General features: G+C 51.7%; 22 protein-coding genes and 1 other RNA gene. 16 read left to right on the forward strand and 7 right to left on the reverse strand.

What is annotated here, in order from left to right:
- Window positions 1-87: 87 nt before the first annotated feature.
- From D568_RS0102125 to D568_RS18945, 7 genes are all read right to left on the reverse strand, one after another.
- Window positions 88-1,368 (reverse strand): aspartate aminotransferase type Ic, encoded by a 1,281-nt coding sequence (locus tag D568_RS0102125; RefSeq protein WP_020207914.1) that lies wholly within the window; start codon window positions 1,366-1,368, stop codon window positions 88-90.
- A gap of 72 nt (window positions 1,369-1,440) precedes the next feature.
- Complete coding sequence (locus D568_RS0102130) at window positions 1,441-3,381, reverse strand: M48 family metallopeptidase (RefSeq protein WP_020207915.1); 1,941 nt, start codon at window positions 3,379-3,381, stop codon at window positions 1,441-1,443.
- A gap of 21 nt (window positions 3,382-3,402) precedes the next feature.
- Window positions 3,403-3,999 (reverse strand): LemA family protein, encoded by a 597-nt coding sequence (locus D568_RS0102135; protein WP_020207916.1) that lies wholly within the window; start codon window positions 3,997-3,999, stop codon window positions 3,403-3,405.
- A gap of 40 nt (window positions 4,000-4,039) precedes the next feature.
- Complete coding sequence (locus D568_RS0102140; protein WP_020207917.1) at window positions 4,040-4,618, reverse strand: BON domain-containing protein; 579 nt, start codon at window positions 4,616-4,618, stop codon at window positions 4,040-4,042.
- Window positions 4,618-5,205: an SIS domain-containing protein gene (locus D568_RS0102145; RefSeq protein ID WP_020207918.1), complete on the reverse strand. Its 588-nt coding sequence runs from the start codon at window positions 5,203-5,205 to the stop codon at window positions 4,618-4,620. The genes D568_RS0102140 and D568_RS0102145 overlap by 1 nt, the downstream gene beginning before the upstream one ends.
- A gap of 13 nt (window positions 5,206-5,218) precedes the next feature.
- Entirely contained in the window at window positions 5,219-5,602 is a 384-nt protein-coding gene (locus D568_RS0102150; protein WP_020207919.1) for a YraN family protein, read from the reverse strand.
- Between the two features lie 3 nt (window positions 5,603-5,605).
- A complete protein-coding gene (locus tag D568_RS18945) occupies window positions 5,606-7,537 on the reverse strand; it encodes a penicillin-binding protein activator (RefSeq protein ID WP_020207920.1) in 1,932 nt (643 codons plus the stop codon).
- A gap of 67 nt (window positions 7,538-7,604) precedes the next feature.
- Between D568_RS18945 and rsmI the strand changes: the two genes are divergently transcribed.
- From rsmI to ftsA, 16 genes are all read left to right on the forward strand, one after another.
- Entirely contained in the window at window positions 7,605-8,456 is an 852-nt protein-coding gene (rsmI, locus tag D568_RS0102160) for a 16S rRNA (cytidine(1402)-2'-O)-methyltransferase (protein WP_026286805.1), read from the forward strand.
- Window positions 8,457-8,507: 51 nt separating this feature from the next.
- Window positions 8,508-8,854, forward strand: an RNA gene (rnpB, locus tag D568_RS21005) — RNase P RNA component class A.
- A 313-nt stretch (window positions 8,855-9,167) separates the two neighbouring features.
- Window positions 9,168-9,608 carry a division/cell wall cluster transcriptional repressor MraZ gene (mraZ, locus tag D568_RS0102165; protein WP_020207922.1) on the forward strand — a complete coding sequence of 147 codons (441 nt, stop codon included), beginning with the start codon at window positions 9,168-9,170 and terminating at the stop codon, window positions 9,606-9,608.
- A 5-nt stretch (window positions 9,609-9,613) separates the two neighbouring features.
- Window positions 9,614-10,546, forward strand: coding sequence for a 16S rRNA (cytosine(1402)-N(4))-methyltransferase RsmH (gene rsmH, locus D568_RS0102170; protein WP_020207923.1), 933 nt, complete (start codon window positions 9,614-9,616; stop codon window positions 10,544-10,546).
- Window positions 10,547-10,553: 7 nt separating this feature from the next.
- Window positions 10,554-10,841 carry a cell division protein FtsL gene (ftsL, locus tag D568_RS0102175; protein WP_020207924.1) on the forward strand — a complete coding sequence of 96 codons (288 nt, stop codon included), beginning with the start codon at window positions 10,554-10,556 and terminating at the stop codon, window positions 10,839-10,841.
- A 51-nt stretch (window positions 10,842-10,892) separates the two neighbouring features.
- Window positions 10,893-12,581: a peptidoglycan D,D-transpeptidase FtsI family protein gene (locus D568_RS0102180; RefSeq protein WP_083915308.1), complete on the forward strand. Its 1,689-nt coding sequence runs from the start codon at window positions 10,893-10,895 to the stop codon at window positions 12,579-12,581.
- Window positions 12,578-14,074, forward strand: a complete 1,497-nt coding sequence (locus D568_RS0102185; RefSeq protein WP_020207926.1) for a UDP-N-acetylmuramoyl-L-alanyl-D-glutamate--2,6-diaminopimelate ligase — start codon at window positions 12,578-12,580, stop codon at window positions 14,072-14,074. Before D568_RS0102180 ends, D568_RS0102185 begins: the two co-directional genes overlap by 4 nt.
- 8 nt (window positions 14,075-14,082) lie before the next feature.
- On the forward strand, window positions 14,083-15,447 hold the full coding sequence (locus D568_RS0102190) for a UDP-N-acetylmuramoyl-tripeptide--D-alanyl-D-alanine ligase (RefSeq protein WP_245551589.1): 1,365 nt from the start codon (window positions 14,083-14,085) through the stop codon (window positions 15,445-15,447).
- The gene (mraY, locus tag D568_RS0102195; protein ID WP_020207928.1) at window positions 15,448-16,530 is read left to right on the forward strand and encodes a phospho-N-acetylmuramoyl-pentapeptide-transferase; all 1,083 of its coding nucleotides are present in this window, start codon (window positions 15,448-15,450) and stop codon (window positions 16,528-16,530) included.
- Window positions 16,531-16,537: 7 nt separating this feature from the next.
- Window positions 16,538-17,890, forward strand: a complete 1,353-nt coding sequence (murD, locus tag D568_RS0102200; RefSeq protein ID WP_020207929.1) for a UDP-N-acetylmuramoyl-L-alanine--D-glutamate ligase — start codon at window positions 16,538-16,540, stop codon at window positions 17,888-17,890.
- A complete protein-coding gene (gene ftsW, locus D568_RS18950; protein WP_020207930.1) occupies window positions 17,883-19,085 on the forward strand; it encodes a putative lipid II flippase FtsW in 1,203 nt (400 codons plus the stop codon). Before murD ends, ftsW begins: the two co-directional genes overlap by 8 nt.
- The gene (murG, locus tag D568_RS0102210; protein WP_020207931.1) at window positions 19,082-20,152 is read left to right on the forward strand and encodes an undecaprenyldiphospho-muramoylpentapeptide beta-N-acetylglucosaminyltransferase; all 1,071 of its coding nucleotides are present in this window, start codon (window positions 19,082-19,084) and stop codon (window positions 20,150-20,152) included. The genes ftsW and murG overlap by 4 nt, the downstream gene beginning before the upstream one ends.
- Window positions 20,145-21,569, forward strand: a complete 1,425-nt coding sequence (gene murC / locus D568_RS0102215) for a UDP-N-acetylmuramate--L-alanine ligase (RefSeq protein WP_020207932.1) — start codon at window positions 20,145-20,147, stop codon at window positions 21,567-21,569. The genes murG and murC overlap by 8 nt, the downstream gene beginning before the upstream one ends.
- Window positions 21,570-21,572: 3 nt before the next feature.
- On the forward strand, window positions 21,573-22,508 hold the full coding sequence (locus tag D568_RS0102220; protein WP_020207933.1) for a D-alanine--D-alanine ligase: 936 nt from the start codon (window positions 21,573-21,575) through the stop codon (window positions 22,506-22,508).
- Window positions 22,505-23,332: a cell division protein FtsQ/DivIB gene (locus tag D568_RS0102225; RefSeq protein WP_020207934.1), complete on the forward strand. Its 828-nt coding sequence runs from the start codon at window positions 22,505-22,507 to the stop codon at window positions 23,330-23,332. The genes D568_RS0102220 and D568_RS0102225 overlap by 4 nt, the downstream gene beginning before the upstream one ends.
- Window positions 23,333-23,384: 52 nt before the next feature.
- A complete protein-coding gene (gene ftsA, locus D568_RS0102230) occupies window positions 23,385-24,620 on the forward strand; it encodes a cell division protein FtsA (protein WP_020207935.1) in 1,236 nt (411 codons plus the stop codon).
- The last annotated feature ends 9 nt before the right edge of the window (window positions 24,621-24,629 follow it).

Raw genomic sequence — 24,629 nt, forward strand, 5'->3', positions numbered from 1 at the left:
CCTTCGGGTGGTTTTTTTATGCCTGTCACTTTAGCTTCAAATTAAAGCCGCTTGTTGGCGGCTTCAATTCCTCATGCAGATGGCGGCTTATTGGTCTGCAAGGGCTTTACGAACCGATGCAAGCTTGACGCAAGTGACAAAAACTTCCATGGCTCCCACCACTTCCTCTACGGATGGTACCGATGGGGCAATACGGATATTGCGGTCTTCCGGGTCATCGCCATAGGGGAAGGTGGCACCGGCCGGTGTCAGCTTTACTCCAGCTTCAGCGGCAAGGCGCACGGTTTCTTGAGCGCAGCCGGGGCGGGTGTCAAAAGACACAAAGTAACCACCTACTGGGCTTTCCCAGCTACCCAGATCAGAGTCAGTAAACGCGTCTTTCAGGGCGTTGAGCACCGCATCAAACCGGGGTTGCAGTAGTTCTGCGTGTTTTTTCATGTGCGTCATTAGGGCGTCGCGGCTTGGCAAAAAGCGTGCGTGCCTCAGTTGATTAACTTTGTCAGGGCCGATGGTGCAAGCTCCAAGAAAAGCTTTAAGACCCGCTAAGTTATCCGCACTGGCGGCAGCGAAAGCTACCCCGGCACCGGCATGGGTGATTTTTGAAGTGGACGCAAACTGAATGACGGTGTTTTCAGTGCCGTGTTTAGCGCTCAAATCGAAAACTGATGCCAGTTGCGGCGGGTTGTCGATTAAATCGTGCACCGCGTAGGCGTTGTCCCAAAACACCCGGAAGTCGGCATGGGCAATCAGCCCTAGCTTAGCGATACGTTCTACGGTTGCATCGCTATAAACTACGCCTGTTGGGTTGGAGTATTTGGGTACGCACCACATACCGCGAATGCTGCTGTCGGATTTGATCAGCTCCTCCACGGCATCCATATCTGGGCCTTCTGCAGTCATGGGCACGGTGATCATCTCAATGCCAAGCTGTTCACATACGGTAAAGTGACGGTCATAGCCTGGTACCGGGCAAATCACTTTAGGTGAGGTGATATTGCTCCAGGCACTCTCGCTGCCGGTGAGGCCAAATTCATAAGCGGTGAGCATGGTTTGGTGCATCAGGGTCAGGCTGGAGTTGCCGCCCGCCAGAATATTTTCTTCGGGTACGCCCATAAGGTCTGAGCCCAGGCGTTTCGCTTCTGGAATACCATCAATACCGCCGTAGTTACGGGTATCTACGCCACTGTCGGTTTTGTAATTACCGTTCAGAATTCCGTCTAAATCGTCGGATAAGGACAGTTGGTCGGAAGAAGGTTTGCCGCGGGTTACATCAAGGCTGAGTTGTTTGCTGACAATGGCGTCGTAGTCTTGGCTCAGTTGTGCTTCCCATTCACGCAGTTGTTCGGGAGTGGCTTGATCCAGTCGCAAGGGGTCACCTCAAAAGTTGGTTGAGCGCGCAGGGCGCAGGTGCCGCTATTATAGCGGTTGCGTCGCAAAGATTTAAGGGTTCTTGATAGCGGCCAATGGCGGTACTGGGCAGTCCAGACAGGCCGCGATGGTGCGATACAACTCTGCTTCTCGAGGCGTGACCATGCCGTCGTGTTCTATACATAACCCCATGGCTTTGAGTAGAGCGGGTTTTTGTAGGGGCTTAACCTGCTGTAATTTGGCGATGGCGGCGTCCAGCTCGCCTATGGCAATTTTGTTGTTTGGGGTGGGTGGTAACTCGCCCAGGCGCAGCGCGCGCGTGGCGCTGCTAAAGGCAAGGTTTTGCTGCTCGGTATCACTGGAGCCGGCCTTGGCTAGAAGGGTTAGCAGCAGCGCGCATTCGTTGCGCAGCTGGCGTAAGTTCAGCGACTGAGTTCGGCTTGGTTTGTCGCATAGTTGGTGGCTAATTAAGCGCCGCACAATCCATTCAGAAAAGCTGATTTTTCGGTCCGCCTGAATCAAAACGTCGATAGCGTTAAAGAAAGTACTTTGCTGCGAGGCGCTTAACTCTTTTAGAGCTGGAATGGCAAGTTCTACTAAAGGTAAGCGCAAATGATCGGGTTGGTGACTTGCTGCGTGGGCAATAGGTTCCAGTTGTTCAAGTTCTGTGGCGGAGTAAGTAGATTGCAGGAGTGTTAATTGGGTTTGTTGTGACGAACCGTTGCGCTCGAGTAGCAGGCCGAAAATAATGGCCCGCGCGCCATAGGATTCGTGCGTGGCTTGCAGCAGCTGCTGTGGAATTTGCTGGAGTAGTTTTTGCGCGACGCTTAAATGCGATGTGTTGGGTTGGCCAATGTGATTCAGAGCATTAGACAGAATGGCGGCTTTTACGATGGCGTCGCTGTGCGCATTGTGTTGAGTTGTGTCGGCTGAGTCTTCGGCTCGTGTTTCGCGTGTCGATGTATCTATCGTTTCAAACGAGCCGTCCCAGTTGGGTTCAATTCTCTTAATACGTTCGCTTAACGGAGGGTGGGTTGCCATTAAACCGCTGAAGGCTGTTTTTACACCTTGGCCAAAATACATATGACTGAACTCGGCTGAATGCTCAGCTTGCAGGTGGCTGCCCGCAGGGGTGGCACCGATCTTTTTTAATGCGCCGGAAATACCAGTGTTGTCGCGGGTAAACTGCACCGCAGAGGCGTCTGCCAAAAATTCTCGCTGACGACTAACAGCCGCTTTGATGATGTTGCCAAAAAAAGTTCCAGCGTAGCCGATAATCATCAGGGCAATACCGATACCGATGACCACCCCCTGAGAGTTGTTTTTACTGGAGCGCCCGATACTGCGGTAGGCGCTGCCGCGCACCATGAAGTTGCCGATAAGCCCCAGCAGCAATATGCCATTGAGTAGGGCCACTAGGCGCATGTTTAAGCGCATGTCCCCATGAAATATATGACTAAACTCGTGTGCAATAACGCCTTGTAATTCGCTTCTGTTCAGCTGCTCCATGCAGCCGCGTGTAACCCCGATAACGGCATCTTGCGGTGTGTGGCCTGCCGCAAAAGCATTGATGGCGGGCTCCTCCATCACGTACACAGGGGGCACCGGGGTGCCAGAGGCAATAGCCATTTCTTCGACGATGTTTAACAGCTGGCGTTCGTGAAAGTCTTGAGAGTTGGTGTTAATGGGGTGTCCACCTAACGCTTCGGCTACGGTACGTCCGCCCCGCCCAAGTTGAAAATACTTGTACAGACTGCCGAAAAAAACCACCACCATAACCAGCAGCGCAATACCGCTAATGGTTTGCCAGCTAAGCAGTAGCTGCAGTTTTTGCCACAGTGTCATGCCTGCGCTTTCCATTGCAAAAGCACTGTTGCCGGTTTGCAAATAATAAGTAAGGGTTGCGAACATTGCCGTGGTAACGGCAATCAGCGATAAAACGGCAAGCGCCAAGAGCAACACCAGCTTACGGGTGTTGCGCTTGGCGATATCTTGTTGTTGAAAGAAATCCACAGTTATTAGAAGGAAGGCTGGTTAAAATTGGACTTTGGGCGCTTCCTGAATTTGCTCACTGTCCTCAAACTCCAACAAGCTGGCGTCTTCTTTATGCCCAAACATACTCGCGAGAACGACTTGAGGAAAGCTTTGCTTGTAGGTGTTGTAGCTCATCACTGAGTCGTTAAACGCTTGGCGGGCGAAGGCGATGCGATTTTCGGTGCTGGTTAGCTCTTCTGACACCTGCTGCATATTGGTTGACGCTTTCAGGTCTGGATAAGCCTCCATTACCATATTTAGTCTTCCCAGAGCGCCCGATAACGCACCTTCGGCACCGGCAAGTTGTCCCATGGCCGCAGCGTCGCCTGGGGCGTTTGCGGCGGCTTTCAGTCCGGCCATCGCTTGGTTGCGGGCAGCGGTAACCGCTTCTAAGGTCTCGCGCTCGTGTTTTATGTAGGCTTTAGCGGTTTCTACGAGGTTGGGAATGAGATCATAACGTCGTTTAAGCTGCACTTCGATTTGTGCAAAAGCGTTTTTAAAGCGGTTTTTTAAGCTCACAAGCTGGTTATAAATGCTGATGGCGTAAACCACCAGCGCCGCTATAACGACTAAAATTACAATGGTTGAGACGTCCATAAGTCTGCCCTGTGTTTGAGGGTTGATCGATTGCTAAGGGTTAATCGATGTACTCAAAAACCCTTACCACTTTTTGCACTCCACCGGTGTGGCGTGCCACATCGGTAATGGCTTCGGCCTCGGCATGAGTGACCAAGCCCATTAAAAAAACGCTGTTATTTTCCGTGACTATGTGCAAGCGGCCGCTGTCGATATCGCGGTTAGTCAGTAACTTGGATTTTATTTTAGTGGTCAGCCAGCTGTCATTGGCGCCTGCCAGTAATGAAATGGGGGCTTGGACCTGCAATTCGTTGTGAACCTGGCGAACGTTGGGTAACTTTCTAGCCGTATTACCGGCTAGTTCACGCAGCTCATTCGTGGGCACCTGGCCTACCAGCAGGACTACGGCGTTAAAGCTATGAACACTAACGGGCGCATCGTTTAGCATTGGGTGAGCTTTGTTAATGTTGACGGCAGCAATAGTTTCAATTTGTTGGTCGTCAATTTTCACTCCCAGAGATCGCTTCCCGGGGTCAATCGTTATAGGTTCGTCAGTGGTGGCGCTAATAATGCTGGTGCAGCCGCTGAATAACAGGCTGGTAAGTAATAGGGTGCACCAAAAGGCCAACAGTTTATGCATTATTCATGACTCCCGAATAATTGTTGTTCAATTAAATCGCATAAGCAAAATAGAGTGAGTAGGTGTACCTCGTGGATTCGCGCATAGGGTGCGTCGGGGGCGCGCAATTCGATGTCCCGGTTATCCAGCAATGATTCGATGTTGTGGCCGTCTCTGCCGGTCAGAGCAATGACAGGAATGTCGCGGTCATGAGCGGCGCTGATGGCCTGGAGTAAGTTGCCAGGGCTGCCTGAGGCGCTGAGCAATATCAGTATGTCGCCGGGGTTACCGAGTGCTCGAATTTGTTTAGCGTAAATTTCGTTGTGGGTATGATCTTGAGCGATGGCAGATTGAGTAATGGCGTCTGCGCCAATATTCAGTGCGGGCAGGCTGGGGCGCTCGTGTTCAAACCGGTTGATCAATATTGAAGTAAAGGTTTGGGCCATGGCGGCACTTGCGCCGTTGCCACAGGTTAGGATTTTCCTTTCGTGCAGTAAGCTCTCAACTATCAGCTCGCTGCTGTGAGCAATCAGGGGGGCCAGGTGTTCGCCGGCCTGCATTTTGGCTTCAATACTTTCGTGAAATAAAGTGATTACACGCTGTTCCATAAATACCCTGTTATTAGGCCGTGCCGAATGCGTCGACGATCCAGAGCGGTGGCTGCGACCCGTCGAGCGTACTCAATGCTACCACATCGAAGCGACAGGGTATTTCATCTGTCAGCTTTTGCTGTTGCAGATACCAGGCGGCGGTCTTAATTAGCTTGTGTTGTTTGCTGGCGTTTACGCTTTCAGCGGCGCTGGAGTAGTTTACATTGCTGCGCAACCGCACTTCGACAAAAATGAGAGTTTGTTGTTCGCGCATAATCAAATCGATTTCACCGCCAGGGCCTTTTATATTGGCAGCGACATAGTGGAGACCCTGCTGTTGTAAAAAAGTCCTCGCCTGCTGTTCGGCTAGCTCGCCGCGGGTTGCCTTATTTTTTTGTTTACGAAAAAAAGCCATGGGTCAGTGTGACCGTTCTGATGTCCGAGCATTTAAGGGTTTTGCGGCGCCATTTTTAAATTCAGCCCATATAGGCTCGCGGACAATTTGGCCGGCGTTGTTCAGCGTTAGTGTTCCGGTGGTGCCGAGCAGACGTGTTTGTGGTAATTCGCGCAACTGGGGAAGTCTTGGGTATAAATGGTAGGCGTCTACGCCCATTGCATAAAGGCGTTGATAAGCCGCAGGCCCCCCCGCATATTTCTGGATGGCAAGTGCTTCGGGGCTGTCAGAAAAAAACCACGGTAGAGTATTGAATCGAACCCCATTTAAGTCTCGATCATCGGTTGTGTCGGTGTTGCCATCAAATATTTGACTGGTGGCCAAAACCGGTAGTCCGCCGGCGTAATGAAAGGCGAGCGTGGGTTTGATTTGGCGCGCCTGGCTGGGGTTGGCAATCATAAATATGACATCTATGTCTTTGCGTCGTCGCGGTTCGAACTCACTGTTGGTGTAAATGATCTGTCTCAGTTGGCGGTGTCGCTCTTCGCTTTGGCCGATCAGTAATGAGCGTTTAATGACGTCGGAGTAATCACCGGCACCAATATAGCGGGTGTCAGTGACTATGCTGCCCCCCAGAGAGCTCCACTCCTCGGCGAAGGCATCAATGCTACGGCTCGCCCAATCAATATCCGGAGCAATAATCATGGCTCGGCGGTAGCCCTGGCGGTGGGCAAAGCGGGCTATATCTTGCGCTTCGTCTTCTGGAGCAAGGCCAAACTGATAGAGCCGAGGCGAGAATAATGCATTGATGGCTGTTTGGCTGGACGGTGGTGTTATACCTTCTGAACGCGGTTGGGTGGTCGGGGGGGCTTGGTTACTGAAATCTGTAGAAGCGGCCTCACTGTAATTTAGCGCCAATACTGGCGCGGTTAATGTTTGGCGAGTGTTTAGTAATTCAACGTTATCTTTATCGAGTGGGCCAACAATTATCTGAGCACCTTCGGCCACGGCTTGATCATAAAGCTGGTTGATGTCTTTTTCGTGGGTGTCGTATTGAATAATTTCGGGGCGCAACCCTTTGGCGTCCTGGCTTAGATAGGCGGCTAAAAAGCCATCGCGCACAGCGGTGGCGGCTCCGGCTAATCGTCCGGTCTGTGGAAGCAATAGGGCGATTTTGCGGGGTTGTTGCTGGATGAGTTGATTGAGCAATTGTAAATCGCTGGGTAGCTCTGTACTGGCTGGATGGTAGGGCCAGCGTAACTGCCAAAGCTCCACGCGTTCCAGTTGTCGATTTAGGCTGGCGGTATTGTCACGGCTAATTTGCGCTAGCTGTGCCCAGCCTTGTAAGTCCCGGTCATCGCTTTGTTGGGCGAGGTGCGTCAGGTCCTCGCTGTGCAAGCTCATTAAATCCTGCCAAATGGCTTCGTTGTTAAGTTGTAGTTGATCAGAGCTGAGCAACTGCCCTAGCTGTATGCGGGTGTTAAGGCTCTGTTCGTAATCGCCCAGTAAGGATTCGGTTTGGGCGCGGCGCTCCAAAATCAGCCTTTGGTCGGCGTGGGGCAACTGCGGCCAAAGGGCGGTTAAGCGTGAGTCAAACAAAATCTCGCTGGCGTCAAAATAGTCGCCGCTTGTCAAGGCCGCTTGGCTGGCATTACGCACATAGCGGACAAACATTGAATCGTTGAGGCGGGTGGAATCAAGGCTTTGAAGCAGGTTAAGGGCCCATGTGGGTTCGCTTTCTGCTAGTAATAACTCTGATGCCTGCAGGATATAGTCAGGCCGTTGGTTGGCAGGTGCTTCGCGGGCACTTTGCACTAATGCGCGTATTTGGGTTTCTAGTGCAGACTCGCTCAGCTCGCTTTCTGTGGGGCCTGGAGTTTGTAGTGAAGGCCCACTGCAGGCTGCAAGTAATGCGAGTAGTAAGGTTGAGGTTGTGCGAAAAAATCTAATGCCCATGAGCCAGCTCGTGTCGGTGGGGGTTCCGGGTAGTGGTAAACTGCCTGCTTTTGCTGCGGAGTTACTTATGCAACATCAGTCGGGAGTCCTCTACGTGGTCGCCACCCCAATTGGTAATTTGGCGGATATGGTACCGCGTGCTGTCACTGTGCTCCAGATGGTAAATGTGATTGCCTGTGAAGATACTCGGCATAGCGCTCGCTTACTGCAACATTTTTCTATTGAAACCCCTTGCGTTGCTTACCATGATCACAGTGATGACAAGCGCGTTGAGGCGCTGTTGAGTCGTTTACAGGCCGGTGATGATGTGGCTCTCATTTCCGATGCGGGTACGCCACTGGTGTCAGACCCTGGGTACCGGCTGGTTCGTCGCGTGCGTGAGCAGGGCGTGAAAGTAGTTCCGGTGCCTGGGGCGTGTGCATTTGTTGCGGCATTAAGTGCTGCAGGGCTGCCGTCGGATCGTTTTGTTTTTGAAGGTTTTTTGCCGGCCAAGCCGGGTGCCAGATTAAAGCAGTTGCAGTCTCTGTCCGCTGAGACTCGAACGCTTATTTTTTACGAGGCTCCACATCGCGTGCTGGATTGTGTGCAGGATATGGTGAGGGCATTTGGCCCGGAACGCGAAGTGGTGCTTGCGCGTGAGCTGAGTAAAGCCTTTGAGACAATACATGGCGCGCCTGTTGCTGAGCTGGCGCGCTGGATAGAAGCCGACAGTAATCAGCAGCGGGGCGAAATAGTGTTGCTGGTGCGCGCCGCTTGCGGTAATGACGAGTCGTTAGACGACGAAGTTGTACGAACAATGGAAGTTTTGTTGGCCGAGTTACCCTTGAAGCAGGCTGCGCAGCTTGGTGCAAAATTAACCGGCTTGCGCAAAAACGAACTCTATCAGTGGGCTTTGGGTCGCCAGTCCGATAAAAGTTGAGTAACAGCTTTTTACTTGACTTTCTATCTGGGCAGGTTATCTTTTGCGCTCGGAGTCGGCTCGGCAGTCGCTATCCCTTTGGGGGTGGAGGAAAGTCCGGGCTCCGCAGGGCAGAGCGCCAGGTAACGCCTGGGAAGTGTGAGCTTACGGAAAGTGCAGCAGAGAGTAGACCGCCTAAGCGCGTAAGCGCCGGTAAGGGTGAAAGGGTGCGGTAAGAGCGCACCGCGCGACTGGTAACAGTTCGTGGCACGGTAAACCCCGCTCGGAGCAAGACCAAATAGGAATCCATTGGTGTGGCCCGCACTGGATTCGGGTAGGTTGCTTGAGGTGTGCGGTGACGCGCATCCCAGATGAATGACTGTCCCAGACAGAACCCGGCTTACAGGCCGACTCCGATTATTTCCTCATGATATTCCGCAATGGTCTATCACTCCTCTTTTGTTAACTCTAAACAATCCCTTACTTAAAGTAACTTCTTAAGAGTTTGCCGTATCTCTTTGTAATTTATTGTTTTAATGCTTTCCTGTGCCTCGCATTGATCGCTTGATGTGTGCTGTTTGTCTGCCTTTACCTGCTTTTTTGTGAATTTTAACGGCAATTTCGCTACCGCTTGCTTGACTTTGCCTGTCTCCGATTTATAGTGTGTCAATGTGGTGAAAAGTGGGTATTAGTGGTTTTTTGTGGAATAGCCAACCCTTCAAGTGGTGAATTGTGTTAACTGGTAACTATGCCATCAATATGGACGCCAAAGGGCGCATGGCCATACCTACTCGAGCAAGAGAAGAGTTGGTAGAGCTTTGTGGCGGCCGTTTAGTGGTGACCGCACACACTCAAGACCCCTGCGTTCTTATTTACCCTGAGCCGCGTTGGCAAGAAGTTTTGCCTGGTATTCAGGCCCTGCCCAGCATGAATAGTGCGGCGCGCCGAGTGCAGCGCTTATTGATTGGGCATGCCTGTCCGATGGAAATGGATGGCAATGGCAGGATATTGGTGCCGCCCACGCTGCGGTCTCGAGCCAATTTAGATAAAAAGCTCATGCTTGCTGGTGTGGGCGATAAATTAGAGCTTTGGGATGAGGATACCTGGACGACCTTGATGCAAGGGACGTCTGACGACGAAATTCCTGAACAGCTGGAAACACTGGACTTCTAATTATTATGGATGCTCAGCCACACATAACCGTGCTCGAACAAGAGGCGGTGGACGCTCTCGTGGTAGATGCCGCAGGCTTTTATGTGGATGGCACATTTGGCCGCGGTGGTCATAGCGCGCGCATTCTTCAGGGCTTGAGTCCGGCAGGTCGCCTATTGGCATTTGACAAAGATGTAGCCGCTATAGACGTTGCCAGCCAGCGCTTTTCGGCAGACTCACGTTTTCAGATCGTGCATGACAGCTTCGCTACCCTAAGCAATCAAATCGAGGCTTTAGGGATGGTCGGCAAAGTCAGTGGTGTGTTGTTGGATTTAGGGGTTTCGTCTCCTCAACTGGACGAGGCGGAGCGCGGTTTCAGTTTTTTACACGATGGCCCACTGGATATGCGTATGGATCAGACTCGGGGCGTCAGTGCCGCTGAGTGGGTAAATACCGCCGAGGAATCCGAGCTGGCCCGGGTAATGAAAGACTACGGCGAAGAACGCTTTGCCAAACGTATGGCCCGCGCTCTGGTGGCTGAGCGCAACAAGGCGCCCATTGAACGCACCGGCAGGTTGGCGCACATATTAAAAGAGGCCAATCCCGCATGGGAGAAAGGTAAGCACCCGGCGACACGGGCGTTTCAGGGTATCCGTATCCACATTAATAACGAACTGGGTGATCTGGAGGCCGTACTGCAACAGGCGCTAGAAGTTTTGGCGGTGGGCGGTAGGTTGGTGGTCATTAGCTTTCACTCACTGGAAGATCGATTAGTAAAGCGTTTTATTCGTCGGCAAGAGAAGGGCGACCCAATACCCCGGGGCGTGCCGGTGATGGATAGTCAGCTCAACAAACGCTTAAAAAGCCATTCAAAAGCAATTAAAGCGGGTTCAGAAGAGCTGGGTAATAACATCCGCTCGCGCAGTGCGGTAATGCGCATTGCCGAGAAAATTGCCTGAAGTGTCGATGAATAAGCCGGGGCGTGGGCCGTTAGTGTTGGTAGTGGCGTTGTGGAGCGCCTGCGTAGTTTCCGCTCTGGCGGTAGTCAGTGTGACCCAACAAGTGCGGCGCAACATCGATGAGCTGGAATCCCTACGGCGTGAGTCGGCCGAGCTGCAAGTGCAGTGGGGGCAGTATTTACTCGAGCAGAGTACCTGGGCGTCTTATTCCCGGGTGGAAGCAAAGGCGCGGCGCGAGCTGAATATGCACGTGCCGCAGGTGGAACAAATAATTTTGATTGATAAGGAACCTTAGGTGCAGCATCTGACGTTAAAGTCATGGCGGTTATACAGCGTAGTGTTGGCTATGCTGGTGCTTGCTGCGCTGCTGATTTGGCGTATTGCCTCGCTGCAGGTGCTGCCCGATACAGACCGGGGTTATCAGTTTTTGCAAGGCCAGGGCGATGCCCGCACCATTCGCACAGAGCCCATCAGTGCCTACCGTGGCGTCATTACCGATCGCAATGGCGAGCCTTTAGCGGTCAGTACACCGGTAGAATCCATCTGGGCCAACCCCCAAATTTTATTGCAAAACCCTAAAGACTGGGGCCGCTTGGCGCAGGCTTTAGGGTGGAAAAAAGCGGAGCTTGAGAGCCGATTAACACGCTACTCCGGCAAAGAGTTTGTTTACCTGGAGCGTCACTTACCGCCCCAAGAGGCCGCTGCAATTATCGGCCTGGGTGTGGATGGCGTGTACACCCAAAGAGAATATCGACGCTATTACCCGGCTGGCGAAGTGGCTGCACATATCGTTGGCATGACGGATATTGATGATCGTGGACAGGAAGGCATGGAGCTGGCGTACGATGCCTGGCTGGCCGGTGAGAGTGGCGCTAAACAGGTATTAAAAGACTTGCGTGGGCGCACCGTAAAAGAGCTTGGTTTGATTCAGTCGGCTCGCAGCGGTCGTCCCTTGGCGCTGAGTATCGATCTGCGTTTGCAGTATCTGGCGCACCGCGAATTGAAAAAGGCGGTGCAAGAGTTTGGCGCTAAGGCCGGTTCGGTAGTGGTGCTGGATGTGCGCACCGGTGAAGTGCTGGCTATGGTTAATCAGCCTTCTTATAACCCTAATGACCGCACCAGTATTCACCCGGCCAGTTTGCGAAACCGGGCGTTGACCGATGTGTTTGAGCCGGGCTCTACCATGAAGCCTTTGGCCGTGTTGGCGGCACTGGAAAGTGGCAAGTTTCATCCTTATTCGGTTATCGATACGACGCCTGGCTATGTTCAGGTGGGGCGTAAAACCTTGCTGGATCCCGTCAATTACGGCGAGTTGGATTTAACGCGCATCATCGCCAAATCCAGCCAAGTAGGGATGACCAAAATGGCACTTGCCATGGAGCCCAATTTAATTCGCGATATGTATTACCGCTTGGGTTTGGGGCAGGGCACGGGCACGGGTTTCCCTGGTGAGGCCGTAGGAGTCTTGCCATCGTACACCAAGTGGAAGCCTATTCAGCGCGCCACCTATGCCTTTGGGTACGGCTTGAACTTAACGGTATTGCAGTTGGCGCATGCCTACGCAGTGCTGGCCAGTGATGGTGAACAGCGGCCGGTGTCGTTACTGCGTAATGAGGAAGAGCCAGTTGCCGGGCAAAAAATAGTTGATAGTGAATACACTAGCGCGGTGATGAAGATGCTGCGCAAAGTTGTCAGCATGCAAGGAACGGGTAGTCGTGCCAAGGTAGAGGCCTATCCTGTGGCAGGCAAAACCGGTACGGCTCACAAAGCGGATGCCGGCGGTTATGCGGATAATCGCTATATTGGCTCCTTCGTGGGCGTGGCCCCAGCGGATCATCCCGACATTGTGGTCGCGGTAATGATTGACGAGCCAAACGACTCGAAATATCACGGTGGTCAAGTTGCTGCGCCGGTGTTCTCCAGTGTGACCGAAGGCGCTTTGCGTTTACTGCAAGAGCCTCCGCGTTCCGCGCCCAACCGGTTAACGGTGAGAAAAAGAGAGCCGGGCGATCAGGTGGTGGGGGTGACACTATGAGCGCCGCCATAAGCCTGGGTGCATTAACTCAACAAACGGACGCTTCATGGGCGTCCGTGCCCGTATCGGGTATTACGTCCGACAGCCGCCAGGTGCGTAGCGGAGATGTTTTCGTTGCCTTGCAGGGCGGGCGTGTAAATGGCGCCGAATTTATAGATGATGCCGTTAAAGCAGGCGCTGTCGCCGTAATGGTCGATAGCGAGGCTGCTTTTAGCTACCGAGGGGCTGTGCCCGTCGTTCACATTAAGTCGCTCAATAAGCATTTAAGCGAGATTGCCGGACGGTTTTATGGTGATCCCAGTGCGTCGTTGGATGTGGTTGGTATTACCGGCACCAACGGTAAAACCACCACTGCCTTGTTAACGGCCCAACTATTACAAAAGCTTGGCCGCAAAGCGGCGGTGATGGGTACGTTAGGCTATGGCTTAATGCAAAGCGAGCTGTCGGCCACAGGCTTTACTACCCCAGACCCGATTACAGCTCAGCGTGCGCTCAGGTTACTGCGCGAGCAAGGCGCTGATACCTTGGCGATGGAAGTTTCTTCTCACGCGCTGGCGCAGCACCGAGTTCGTCATGTAGCAATCGATACCGGTGTGTTTACCAATCTGTCTCATGATCATCTGGATTTTCACGGTGATTTAAAAGCGTACGGCAAAGCCAAAGCGCGTCTGCTTAAGGCGCGGGGTCTTCAGCACGCCATTATTAATCGCGACGACCCCTGGTGTAAGTCGCTGCTGAAAAAGACTGATGATTTAAAGGTGGTGCTCAGCTATTCACTATCATCCCCCAAGGCCGACGTTTATTTTGATGAGATTGAGTATCGTGCTGATGGCATAAGAGCGGTGGTTTGCGTTAATGCTGAGCGCGCCCGTATTCAATCGGACCTGGTGGGAGACTTCAACGCCAGCAATCTTCTTGCGGCTATTTCCATTGCGTATGTGCGCGGTTATAGCCTTGCCGACATTTGTGCGGAGGTGGAAAAGTTAGCGCCAGCTCCAGGCCGAATGGAACAAGTGCGTATTGCTGCTGCGCAAGAGATTCAGGTCGTGGTGGATTACGCTCATACCCCCGATGCTTTGGTGAAAGCGCTGCGCGCATTACGCCGCCATACCAAGGGCAGTATATGGTGTGTGTTTGGTTGCGGTGGTGACCGCGATCCAGACAAGCGCCCGGTCATGGGGCGAGTAGCGGAAAAGTCTGCCGACTATGTGTTGGTTACCAACGATAATCCGCGCAGTGAAAACCCAGCGGACATTGCCAGTCAAATTGTGCGCGGTATGCACAATCCTGAGCGTTGTTTGATTATTCCCGAGCGTGACAAAGCAATTGCTTTAGCTGTGCAGCAAGCGGCCGCTGGCGATGCGGTGCTGTTGGCTGGCAAGGGGCACGAGCAAGTACAGCAATTTGCCGAGCGCGAATTACCGTTTAGTGATGTTGAACAGGCATTAAAAGCGCTTGAAGTGCGTCTGCAAAAAAGCGGGGGCATCGCATGATCGGTGAAATGTCGATACAGCAATTGGTGAGCGAGTTTTCTTCTGATATCACCACGGTAAAAACAGCGGACTCAGCATCGTTTCGCCAGGTTTGCACAGATTCACGCAAGCTGGCGCAAGGCGATTTTTTTGTTGCCTTACGTGGCCCCAATTTTGATGGGCATGCATTTCTAGCGCAGGCTAAAAATGTTGGTGCGGTCGGCGCTTTGGTCGATAGCATCGCGCAAGACTGCGATCTGCCGCAACTGCAAGTCGACGATACAGTGCTGGGTTTAGGTGAAATGGCGCGTGTTAATCGCAGCCGTTTTCATCGGCCTGTTATTGCGATTACCGGTTCAAGCGGTAAAACATCTGTACGCACAATGGTGGATGGCATTTTGCGCTGTGAAGGTGAAGTGTTGGCCACGCAAGGCAACTTGAATAATCACATTGGTGTGCCATTAACGTTGCTGAACCTTACCGGTGATGAGCGCTACGCCGTCATTGAAATGGGCGCGAGCGGTATTGGCGAAATCGCCTATTTGTGCAGCTTGGCCCTGCCCGATGTGGCTGTGGTTAACAATGTGATGGCGGCACACCTTGAGGGTTTTGGTTCTCTGGAAGGGGTGGCTGAAGCCAAAGGTGAAATTTATCAGGGGGTCAAAGAAGACGGTTGTTGCGTTGTCAATCTAGACGATCAATTCTCCGCGCAATGGTTAAACGAGTTGCACGGTCGCAAACGATTAACCTTTTCCCTACATCAGAAAAACGCCGATTGCTACGCAGAGAATCTTGCCGTGCAAGGGCGTCAGCAAACGTTTGATTTAATGCTCGCAGGGCGCCGTTTGCCAGTGAAGTTACAAATGCTGGGTGAGCACAATGTGAGAAACGCTATGGCGGCGGCGTGTTGCGCTTATGCGGTAGGTGCCAGTGATGAGTCCATTATTGAGGGGCTGGCTGGTTTCACCTCCGTGGCGGGTCGCATGAAGCACCTGTCAGGGCCTTGCGGCAGCACCATTATAGACGATGCCTATAACGCCAATCCCGGCTCGGTTAGGGCGGCCATTGACGTGTTGGCGCTAACCTCGGGTACCAGGGTCCTGGTGCTGGGCGATATGGCCGAGTTGGGTGAAGAGAGCTATCTGATGCATGCCGAAATTGGCACTTATGCTTCGGCAAAAAATGTCCAGCTCTTATTGACTCACGGTGCTTTAGCGCAAACGATCGGTGACCACTTTGATGGCCCGAGTAAGCACTTTGACGATCAGCAAAAACTGATTGAGCACTTATTAACAGTTATTACGGAAAGCGACTGTACCGTTTTGATCAAAGGTTCCCGCAGCGCCCGAATGGATCGTGTTGTCAGCGCCTTAACCTGTAAGGAGAAATCCTGAATGTTGCTCTGGCTCGCAGAACAATTACAAGGCTACCACAGCGGCTTCTTTGTGTTTCAGTACCTGACTCTAAGGGCGATTCTCAGCGTTATGACGGCGCTGGGTATTTCCCTGTTGCTAGGGCCTTGGATGATTCGCAAGCTCAACCAGCTGCAAATTGGCCAGGCGGTGCGCGATGATGGGCCGCAATCGCATTTGAGTAAATCCGGTACCCCAACCATGGGCGGCACTTTGATTCTTGCGGCAATTTTTATCAGCAGTTTGCTGTGGTCCGACTTGGCCAACCGGTATGTTTGGGTCGTGTTGGTGGTTACTGCGATTTTCGGTGCCGTAGGTTGGGTAGATGATTACCGTAAAGTGGTACAGAAAAATTCTCGTGGCTTACCCGCGCGCTGGAAATATTTTTGGCAGTCGGTAGGCGGCATTGGTGCGGCGATTTTTCTGTATATGAGTGCAACGCAGGCGGTAGAAACACAATTGTTTTTGCCGTTTTTCAAAAACTTTGCCCTGGAGCTGGGCCTGTTTTACATCGTGCTCACGTACTTCGTTGTGGTGGGGTCGAGTAACGCAGTGAATTTAACCGATGGTTTGGATGGCTTGGCCATTATGCCGTCGGTGATGGTGGCAGGCGCATTAGGTGTAATCGCCTATGTGGTGGGTCACTACGAATTTGCACAGTATCTGCACATTGCTCATGTGCCGGGCAGTGGCGAGTTGGTTGTGTTCTGTGCAGCGTTGTGCGGTGCGGGGCTGGGCTTTTTATGGTTTAACACTTATCCCGCACAGGTGTTTATGGGCGATGTGGGTGCGCTTTCGTTAGGGGCTGCCCTGGGGATTATCGCCGTGATTGTGCGCCATGAAATTGTGTTTTTCATTATGGGCGGCGTTTTTGTAATGGAAACTCTGTCGGTGATTTTGCAGGTGGGTTCTTACAAATTAACCGGAAAGCGAATTTTTCGGATGGCGCCGCTGCACCATCATTTTGAATTAAAAGGTTGGCCAGAGCCCAGAGTGATCGTACGGTTTTGGATTATTACGGTCATGCTGGTGTTGTTCGGCTTGGCTACGTTGAAGCTGCGTTAGGTGTAATGTGAATAACTTGATTGCTACAAGCAAATTAATTGCCGTCGTGGGCACCGGTGTTTCCGGTCTGTCCGCTGCGCGCTTTTTGCAGCGCAATCAGCAGTGTTTTGCTTTGTTGGATACCCGCAGCGAACCTCCGAATCGTGACTTGATTGCCCAGCAGTTTGCCGATGTGCACTGTGAGTTTGGAGAGTGGGATGCCGAGCTTTTGGCTAATGCCGATGAAATTATTGTGAGTCCGGGTATTTCCACCTCAATTGATGCCTTGGCACCCGCGCGTGAAGCTGGCGTGCCCTTGGTGGGAGATATCGAAGTCTTTGTTCGCCACGCACGCGCTCCGATTGTCGCTATTACCGGCTCGAACGGTAAAAGTACTGTAACCACTTTGGTGGGCGAGATGGCTAAGGCTGCGGGTGTCCGAGTGGCAGTAGGCGGTAATTTGGGGACGCCTGCGCTGGATTTATTAAGTGATGATGTAGAGCTATACGTTCTGGAACTTTCGAGTTTTCAGTTGGAGACGGTCAGTAAACTTGGCGCAGAAGTCGCCTGTATTTTGAATATTAGCCCCGACCACATGGATCGGTACACTGGCATGCCCGCTTATCATGCGGCTAAGCAGCGAGTGTATTTCGGTGCTCGTAACGTAGTGGTTAACCGGCAAGATCCACTGACTCGTCCACCTCTTGCCGATGATGTCTCCTTGACGTCGTTTGGCGGCGCGGCAGACTTTAAAAATGTTGGCACTATTGATCAAGACGGCGAGTTGTATTTGTCTTTAGACCTGAAACCATTGTTGCCTGTTAGCGATTTGAAAATAAAGGGTAAGCATAATCTGGCTAACGCCCAGGCTTCTTTAGCGATTGGTCTCGCGGCCGGTCTACCTTTGCAGGCGATGTTAACAGCCTTGCGTCAGTTTGCCGGACTTGCACATCGCTGCGAGTGGGTGGCAAACGTGCGAGGTGTTGATTATATCAACGACTCAAAAGGCACCAATGTGGGCGCAACTTTGGCGGCGATTGAAGGCATGTTGCCAGCCTCGGGGAAATTGGTGGTTCTATTGGGGGGCGTGGCCAAAGATGGGGACTTTACGGCGTTAATTCCCGCTCTCGAAAAAAATGCCAAAGCGGTGGTTGTATACGGCCGTGATGCCGAGGTTATTACCGCATCTATTGGCGGTAAAGTTGAAAACCTTTTTCATGCAGTTGGTTTAAGTGACGCGGTGACTAAGGCAGCAAGTATTGCCAATGCGGGTGATGCGATTTTACTAAGCCCGGCGTGCGCCAGTTTCGATGAGTTTGATAACTACAGCGAGCGCGGGCAGGCGTTTCGTCATTACGCACAGGAGGCTGGCAATGCTTAAGCTGGATCAGCCGTTATTGCGTGGGGTAGAGCCCGATTGGACCCTGGTGTGTTTATGGTTCGCCCTAATGACCGTTGGCGTAGTAATGGTGGCTTCTGCATCCGTTGCTTTTGCAGGAGTTACTTACGATAACAGTTGGTTTTTTTTGCAGCGTCACTTGTTGTTTATGTTGCTCAGTCTTGCGATTGCGGCAGTTATATTCCTGCTTCCCAGTGAATACCTTCAGCGGTTGAACCTTGTGTTTTTAGTTGGGGCCATTGCCTTATTGATTTTAGTCTTGGTGCCGGGTGTTGGTAAGCGAGTAAATGGCGCTCAGCGCTGGATAGACTTGGGGGTTTTTACCCTGCAAATATCGGAAGTGGCTAAATTCTCGGTAATCGTTTTTTTCTCTAATTACTTTGCAAAACGTCATCCTCAGGCCGTTACCAGTTGGGCTGAGTTTGGTCGTTTAATTGGCCTGCTGGGCGTGATTTTGATGTTGCTGGTATTAGAGCCTGATTTTGGTGGCACGGTTGTTATTGGGGCAACTGCTATTGCCATCATGTTTATCGCTGGGCTTAAGTTGCGTTACTTTGTGCCCTTGGCTATAGGTGCTGCGGGGGTGTTGGTGGCGTTGGCGGTCGTTAGCCCCTATCGAATGCAGCGATTAATCACCTTTATGGATCCCTGGGCAGACCAATTTAATGCTGGCTATCAGCTTACGCAGTCGTTGATTGCTTTCGGTCGCGGTGAATGGCTAGGAATGGGGTTGGGTAACAGTGTGCAAAAACTGTTTTACCTTCCCGAAGCTCATACGGACTTTATTTTTGCGATTATTGCGGAAGAGTTAGGTTTAATAGGCTGTTTGCTGGTGTTGGCTTTATTTGCCGCGCTGATTATAAAGTTGTTGGCTATTTCGAAGACTTGTCGCCAGCGGGGTAACTACTTTCTTTGCTATTTTGTATTCGCCACCGCGGTGCTTTTTACGCTGCAAGTTTTTATCAATATTGGTGTGGCCAGCGGTTTATTGCCCACTAAAGGGCTTACTTTGCCTTTTATCAGTTACGGTGGTAACAGCCTTTTGGTTAGTTGTGCCTTAATGGCCGCAGTCTTAAGGGCCGATATGGAAGTGCGCACACTGCCTGAACCCCGTGTGCCGGTTACCAACCCGTCGCGAGTGCGCCCGGAATCCCCTGTGGTCGGAGGTGCGGCGTGAGTCAAGTCTTAATCATGGCGGGCGGCACAGGAGGTCACGTATTCCCTGCGCTATCGGTCGCCCGTGAATTACAACACCGTGGGTATAGTGTTAGCTGGCTGGGTACGCAAAGAGGTATTGAGTCTCGGTTGGTACCCGAGTCAGGCCTTGAGCTGAATTTAATTTCTGTAGAGGGCGTGCGCGGTAAGGGCGTATGGGGATTACTTAAAGCGCCATTTTTAATCAGCTACGCCATTTTACAAGCGTTAAAGGTATTGCGAACCGTTAAACCAGGTGTGGTCATTGGCTTTGGGGGGTTTGCTTCTGGGCCTGGAGCCGTGGCAGCAAAAATATTACGAATACCGCTTGTGATTCACGAACAAAATGCCGTGGCTGGTACGACCAATAAATTATCGGCTAAATTTGCCCAGCGAGTGTTAACTGGGTTTGACCAAGTATTACCTAACGGCGAGTGGGTAGGAAATCCTGTTCGCGAGGAAATTCGTAACCTGCCGGAACCCAAACACCGGTATTCTTCTCGCGCAGAGCAACCTATCCATGTTCTGGTGCTTGGCGGCAGTTTAGGGGCACTTGCCATCAATGAGTTGGTTCCAGGTGCTTTAGCCAAGCTGCCAGTGAATATTCGCCCTGAGGTAATTCATCAATGCGGTGCCAAGCATGAAGAGGTTACCCGTCAAGTTTATCAGCGCTATCAAGTTGACGCAGTTGTAAAACCCTTTATTGACGATATGGCCGAGGCTTACGGTTGGGCTGATCTGGTTATTTGCCGAGCTGGAGCTTTGACGGTAGCAGAGCTGGCAGCCACAGGGGTGGGTGCTCTGCTGGTGCCATTGCCCTCTGCTATTGATGACCATCAAACACACAATGCGGCCGTATTGGTCGGTGCCTGTGCTGGTATCAGCGTACCGCAGCAAGACTTAACGCCAGAAAGTCTGGCCAAACTGCTGCAACAAAAACTATTGCATCGCGACACATTGTTACAGCTGGCCGAGCGTGCCCGCACAGTACATAAGGGGGATGCAGCTGCAAAAGTGGCCGATGCTGCGGGGGAGATGATGCATGGATAAAACTATACCTTATTACGAAGTCCCGGAAATGCGCCGCATCCGCCGCATTCATTTTATTGGTATTGGTGGTGCTGGCATGAGTGGCATTGCCGAGGTTCTGCTTAACCAAGGCTATGTGATTTCTGGCTCAGATTTAAAAGAATCCAGTGTAACCCAACGGCTAAAAGAGAAAGGGGCGCACATTTTTATTGGCCACAACGCTACTAATATTGAAGGCGCTGATGTAGTCGTTAATTCCAGTGCAGTAAATGAAAATAACCCTGAAATGACCGCTGCACGAAATAACCGTGTGCCTGTAGTTCGTCGTGCGGAAATGCTGGCCGAGCTGATGCGTTACCGTCATGGCATAGCCGTAGCGGGAACGCACGGTAAAACCACCACCACCAGTTTGATGGCCTCAGTACTTGCAGCCGCAGATCGTGACCCTACGTTTATTATCGGTGGTTTAGTTAACAGTGCCGGGAGCAATGCTCAGTTAGGTCAAAGCCGTTATTTAGTTGCCGAAGCGGATGAAAGTGATGCGTCATTTTTACACTTGCAGCCCATGGTTGCGATTGTGACAAATATAGACGCCGACCACATGGATACCTATGAAGGTGATTTTTCCAAGCTCAAGCAAACATTTATAGAGTTTTTGCATAACCTGCCTTTTTATGGGTTGGCTGTGGTGTGCGGAGATGACCCGGTAGTGCAGGAAATTATGCCTGATGTGTCACGTGCAATTACCACCTACGGTTTTTCTGAAAATTGCGACTTCCGTGCGATTAATATTGTGCAAGACAAAATGCACTCTGAATTTGATGTGGTACACGCAGATTTACCACCGCTGGGTGTGCGGCTCAATATTCCCGGTCAGCATAATATTTTGAATGCATTGGCTGTAATTGCCGTCGCGCGCGATGAAGGAATTGACGATACGGCGATTGTCAAAGGTTTAGAAAACTTTGCCGGGGTGGGTCGCCGCTTTCAGGTATACGGTAATTACCCTGTGGCTGAGGGTGAAGCTATGTTGGTTGATGACTACGGACATCACCCGCGTGAGGTTGCCGCGACTATTAAAGCGATTCGAGATGGATGGCCAGGGCGACGCTTAGTTATGGTCTATCAGCCTCATCGCTATACCCGTACTCGTGATTTGTATGAAGATTTTGTCGAGGTCTTGTCCGCGGTAGATTCGCTGGTGCTGCTCGAAGTATACAGCGCGGGAGAAGACCCTGTACCGGGTGCCGATGGTCGCCACCTGTGCCGAAGTATTCGTACCCGCGGCCAAGTGGACCCAATTTTTGTTGAAGGCGTCGACGGAGTGCCAGGCATTATGCGTGACATTGTTCAGGCTGGCGATATTGTGATTACTCAGGGCGCAGGTAATGTGGGCGCTCTGGCCCAAGAGCTGGCAAAGCGCCAGCTGGTGGAGTGAAACGTGGCGACAATCGATAACAGTTTAATTCAACAGCTTGGCCGTGTAGGTGTTTTGTATGGTGGCCAGTCTGCTGAACGTGAAATTTCTTTAAAAAGCGGCGCTGCTGTAATGGCTGCGTTAAAACGTTTGGGTGTGAATTACGTTGACGTAAATGTTGGCTCTGATGGCATCAGCCAATTACAACAAGCGAAGCTGGATCGTGCGTTTATCGCCCTGCACGGACCAGGCGGAGAAGATGGGCGTATCCAGGCCGTGCTGGAATATTTGGGTATTCCTTTTACCGGTTGCGATGTGCAATCGTCGGCCATTGCCATGGATAAGCTGCGGACCAAACAGCTTTGGCGTGGTGTGGGTGTGCAGACACCGGATTTCGTTTTGTTAAACGACAACAGCTCGTGGCAGTTAGTCATCGAGCAGCTTGGCGGTGATGTAATGGTTAAGCCGGCACACGAAGGTTCAAGCATTGGCATGGCAAGGGTGGATACTGCTGAAGCCTTAGAAAAAGCCTATCGTAAGGCCTCTGAATTTGACGCTGTGGTGATCGCTGAACGGGTTATACGCGGATCGGAATATACCGTGGCAATTTTAGCTGGCGAAGCATTGCCCCCTATTCGTTTAGAGACCAATCACCACTTTTACGACTTTGATGCGAAGTATTTGGCGGGTGATACGAAATACATCTGTCCCTGCGGCTTAGACGATGTACGCGAATCGGCGATTCGAGCACAAGCGCTTGAAGCGTTTACCTCTATTGGTTGCCGCGATTGGGGTCGCGTTGACGTTATGGCCGATGAAGAAGGTGAGTTTTACATGCTGGAGGTAAATACCGTGCCAGGCATGACCGATCATTCGTTGGTGCCCATGGCAGCAAAAGCCAAAGGCATGGGGTTTGATGAGTTGGTATTGAAAGTTCTTATGCAGAGTTTAACGCGATGAACCAACCGGCGCGGCGAGCCAAAGGTTATCGACAAGCCTCTCCTCGTGGAGCGGTAGGGCGCGACCGTGCTCCGCGATTCGCCGGTCTGCGCCGTGGGTTGGCAATATTGCAAAAGGCCAGCTTAGCGGCACTGATCGTCGGGCTTGGGGCCGGAATTTATCATTTTGGTGGTCAGGCTTTAAGCTCAATGTTGCAGCACCCGGTGGATGAAGTTCGAGTGGAGGGTAAGTTTGTACAGATTAGTCGCGAAGGTGCAACGAAATTAATCAGTGATGCGATTGATCGTGAATACGTCGAGCTTAATCTGGCGCAACTGAAAGTAAAACTTGAAGATCATCCATGGGTTGAACGTGCGGTGATTAGCCGCGAGTTACCCAGTGGCTTGAGTGTTACCTTGATTGAACAGGTGCCTATTGCGCGCTGGGGTGATAAAGGCTTTTTAAATCAACGTGGTGAAGTTATTTATACCGAGCAAATAGCCAGTCTGACTCATCTGCCGGAATTGTTAGGGCGTGATGTGGAGTCGGCAAAAATTATGCGGCAGTACCAGGATTTTTCACGCTTATTGCGTTCTCGTAATTTGAGTGTGGCAAAACTTTGGGTGGACCAACTGGATACCTGGAAGCTACAGCTGGAAAATAAAACTGAACTGGTGTTGGGCAAAGGTGAATTGCCGGAAAAGCTGCAGCGCTTTTTACGGGTATACGATGAGCATTTGGTGCAAAATTTTGATGCGGTAAAACGCATCGATTTACGTTATGCCAACGGCCTGGCGGTGTCTTGGTCAGATGAGTATGACGTGACCATTGAGGCGGCAGGATAAACCACAAGTGAATCAATACAACGCAAATATTTGGGGAAAAGAGGTCCAATAAATGGCGGGCTCTAGTGACAACAAAATGGTAGTGGGGCTGGATATTGGCACATCTAAAGTGGTGGCAATTGTTGGTGCCGTCACGCCTGAAGGCGAGTTAGAAATTGTCGGTATAGGCTCCTGTCGCTCTAACGGCCTGAAAAAAGGCGTGGTGGTGAATATTGAATCCACTGTGCATTCTATTCAGCGTGCCGTTGAAGAAGCCGAGTTAATGGCTGGGTGTCAAATTCACTCGGTGTACGCCGGTATCGCGGGTAGCCACATTCGCAGCCTGAATTCTCATGGCATTGTGGCGATAAAAGATCGGGAAGTGTATAGCCAGGATATTGATCGTGTCATTGACGCTGCGCAGGCGGTGGCGATTCCCGCGGATCAGAAAATTCTGCATATTTTGCCGCAGGAATTTTTAATCGACGATCAAGAAGGTGTGAAAGAGCCTTTAGGTATGAGCGGCGTGCGGCTCGAAGCCAAGGTACATTTGGTTACCTGTGCAGTGAATGCCGCACAGAATATTGAAAAATGCATTCGCCGCTGCGGTCTTGAAGTTGAAGACATTATTCTTGAACAGTTAGCTTCCAGCTATTCGGTCCTGACTGACGATGAGCGCGAGCTGGGTGTGTGCATTGTCGATATCGGCGGCGGCACGACAGACATTGCCATTTTCACCGACGGCGCCATTCGCCATACAGGCGTCATTCCAATTGCGGGTGATCAAGTTACTAACGACATTGCCATGGCGCTGCGCACGCCAACTCAGCATGCCGAAGAAATTAAAATCAAATACGCCTGTGCGCTCGCCAAACTGACCGGTCCCGATGAAACCATCAAAGTGCCCAGCGTGGGAGATCGCGGTTCGCGCAGTTTGTCTCGTCAGGCGTTGGCAGAAGTTGTTGAACCAAGGTACGACGAATTGTTCACGCTGGTGCAGGCCGAACTGCGACGCAGCGGGTTTGAAGACATGCTGCCCGGCGGAATTGTGCTAACCGGCGGTACAGCCAAAATGGAAGGCGTGGTTGAACTTGCGGAAGAAATCTTTCATATGCCTGTGCGCCTGGGCGCACCGGCCAATATTTCTGGGTTGTCCGATATTGTTAACAACCCGATTTACTCCACCGGTGTGGGGCTTTTGCAATACGCTCTGAAACAACGTCAGGGCGATCATTCTGCAACACCGGCCAGCGATGGCGAACCCGGGTGGTTCGCACGGCTGAAAAAAATGTTTCAAGGTGAATTTTAATTTTAGTTT

This window comes from Gilvimarinus chinensis DSM 19667 (genome assembly GCF_000377745.1).
GTDB classification, from domain to species: domain Bacteria; phylum Pseudomonadota; class Gammaproteobacteria; order Pseudomonadales; family Cellvibrionaceae; genus Gilvimarinus; species Gilvimarinus chinensis.

Excerpts from the sequence above, each read along its gene's own strand:
- rsmI (WP_026286805.1), top strand. The coding sequence starts at position 7,605 with ATGCAACATCAGTCGGGAGTCCTCTACGTGGTCGCCACCCCAATTGGT.
- D568_RS0102225 (WP_020207934.1), top strand. The coding sequence starts at position 22,505 with ATGAACCAACCGGCGCGGCGAGCCAAAGGTTATCGACAAGCCTCTCCT.
- D568_RS0102185 (WP_020207926.1), top strand. The coding sequence starts at position 12,578 with ATGAGCGCCGCCATAAGCCTGGGTGCATTAACTCAACAAACGGACGCT.
- D568_RS0102190 (WP_245551589.1), top strand. The coding sequence starts at position 14,083 with ATGTCGATACAGCAATTGGTGAGCGAGTTTTCTTCTGATATCACCACG.
- D568_RS0102150 (WP_020207919.1), bottom strand. The coding sequence starts at position 5,602 with ATGGCTTTTTTTCGTAAACAAAAAAATAAGGCAACCCGCGGCGAGCTA.
- rsmH (WP_020207923.1), top strand. The coding sequence starts at position 9,614 with ATGGATGCTCAGCCACACATAACCGTGCTCGAACAAGAGGCGGTGGAC.
- ftsL (WP_020207924.1), top strand. The coding sequence starts at position 10,554 with ATGAATAAGCCGGGGCGTGGGCCGTTAGTGTTGGTAGTGGCGTTGTGG.
- ftsA (WP_020207935.1), top strand. The coding sequence starts at position 23,385 with ATGGCGGGCTCTAGTGACAACAAAATGGTAGTGGGGCTGGATATTGGC.
- murC (WP_020207932.1), top strand. The coding sequence starts at position 20,145 with ATGGATAAAACTATACCTTATTACGAAGTCCCGGAAATGCGCCGCATC.
- ftsW (WP_020207930.1), top strand. The coding sequence starts at position 17,883 with ATGCTTAAGCTGGATCAGCCGTTATTGCGTGGGGTAGAGCCCGATTGG.
- D568_RS0102140 (WP_020207917.1), bottom strand. The coding sequence starts at position 4,618 with ATGCATAAACTGTTGGCCTTTTGGTGCACCCTATTACTTACCAGCCTG.
- D568_RS0102135 (WP_020207916.1), bottom strand. The coding sequence starts at position 3,999 with ATGGACGTCTCAACCATTGTAATTTTAGTCGTTATAGCGGCGCTGGTG.
- D568_RS0102145 (WP_020207918.1), bottom strand. The coding sequence starts at position 5,205 with ATGGAACAGCGTGTAATCACTTTATTTCACGAAAGTATTGAAGCCAAA.
- D568_RS18945 (WP_020207920.1), bottom strand. The coding sequence starts at position 7,537 with ATGGGCATTAGATTTTTTCGCACAACCTCAACCTTACTACTCGCATTA.
- mraY (WP_020207928.1), top strand. The coding sequence starts at position 15,448 with ATGTTGCTCTGGCTCGCAGAACAATTACAAGGCTACCACAGCGGCTTC.
- D568_RS0102180 (WP_083915308.1), top strand. The coding sequence starts at position 10,893 with ATGCTGGTGCTTGCTGCGCTGCTGATTTGGCGTATTGCCTCGCTGCAG.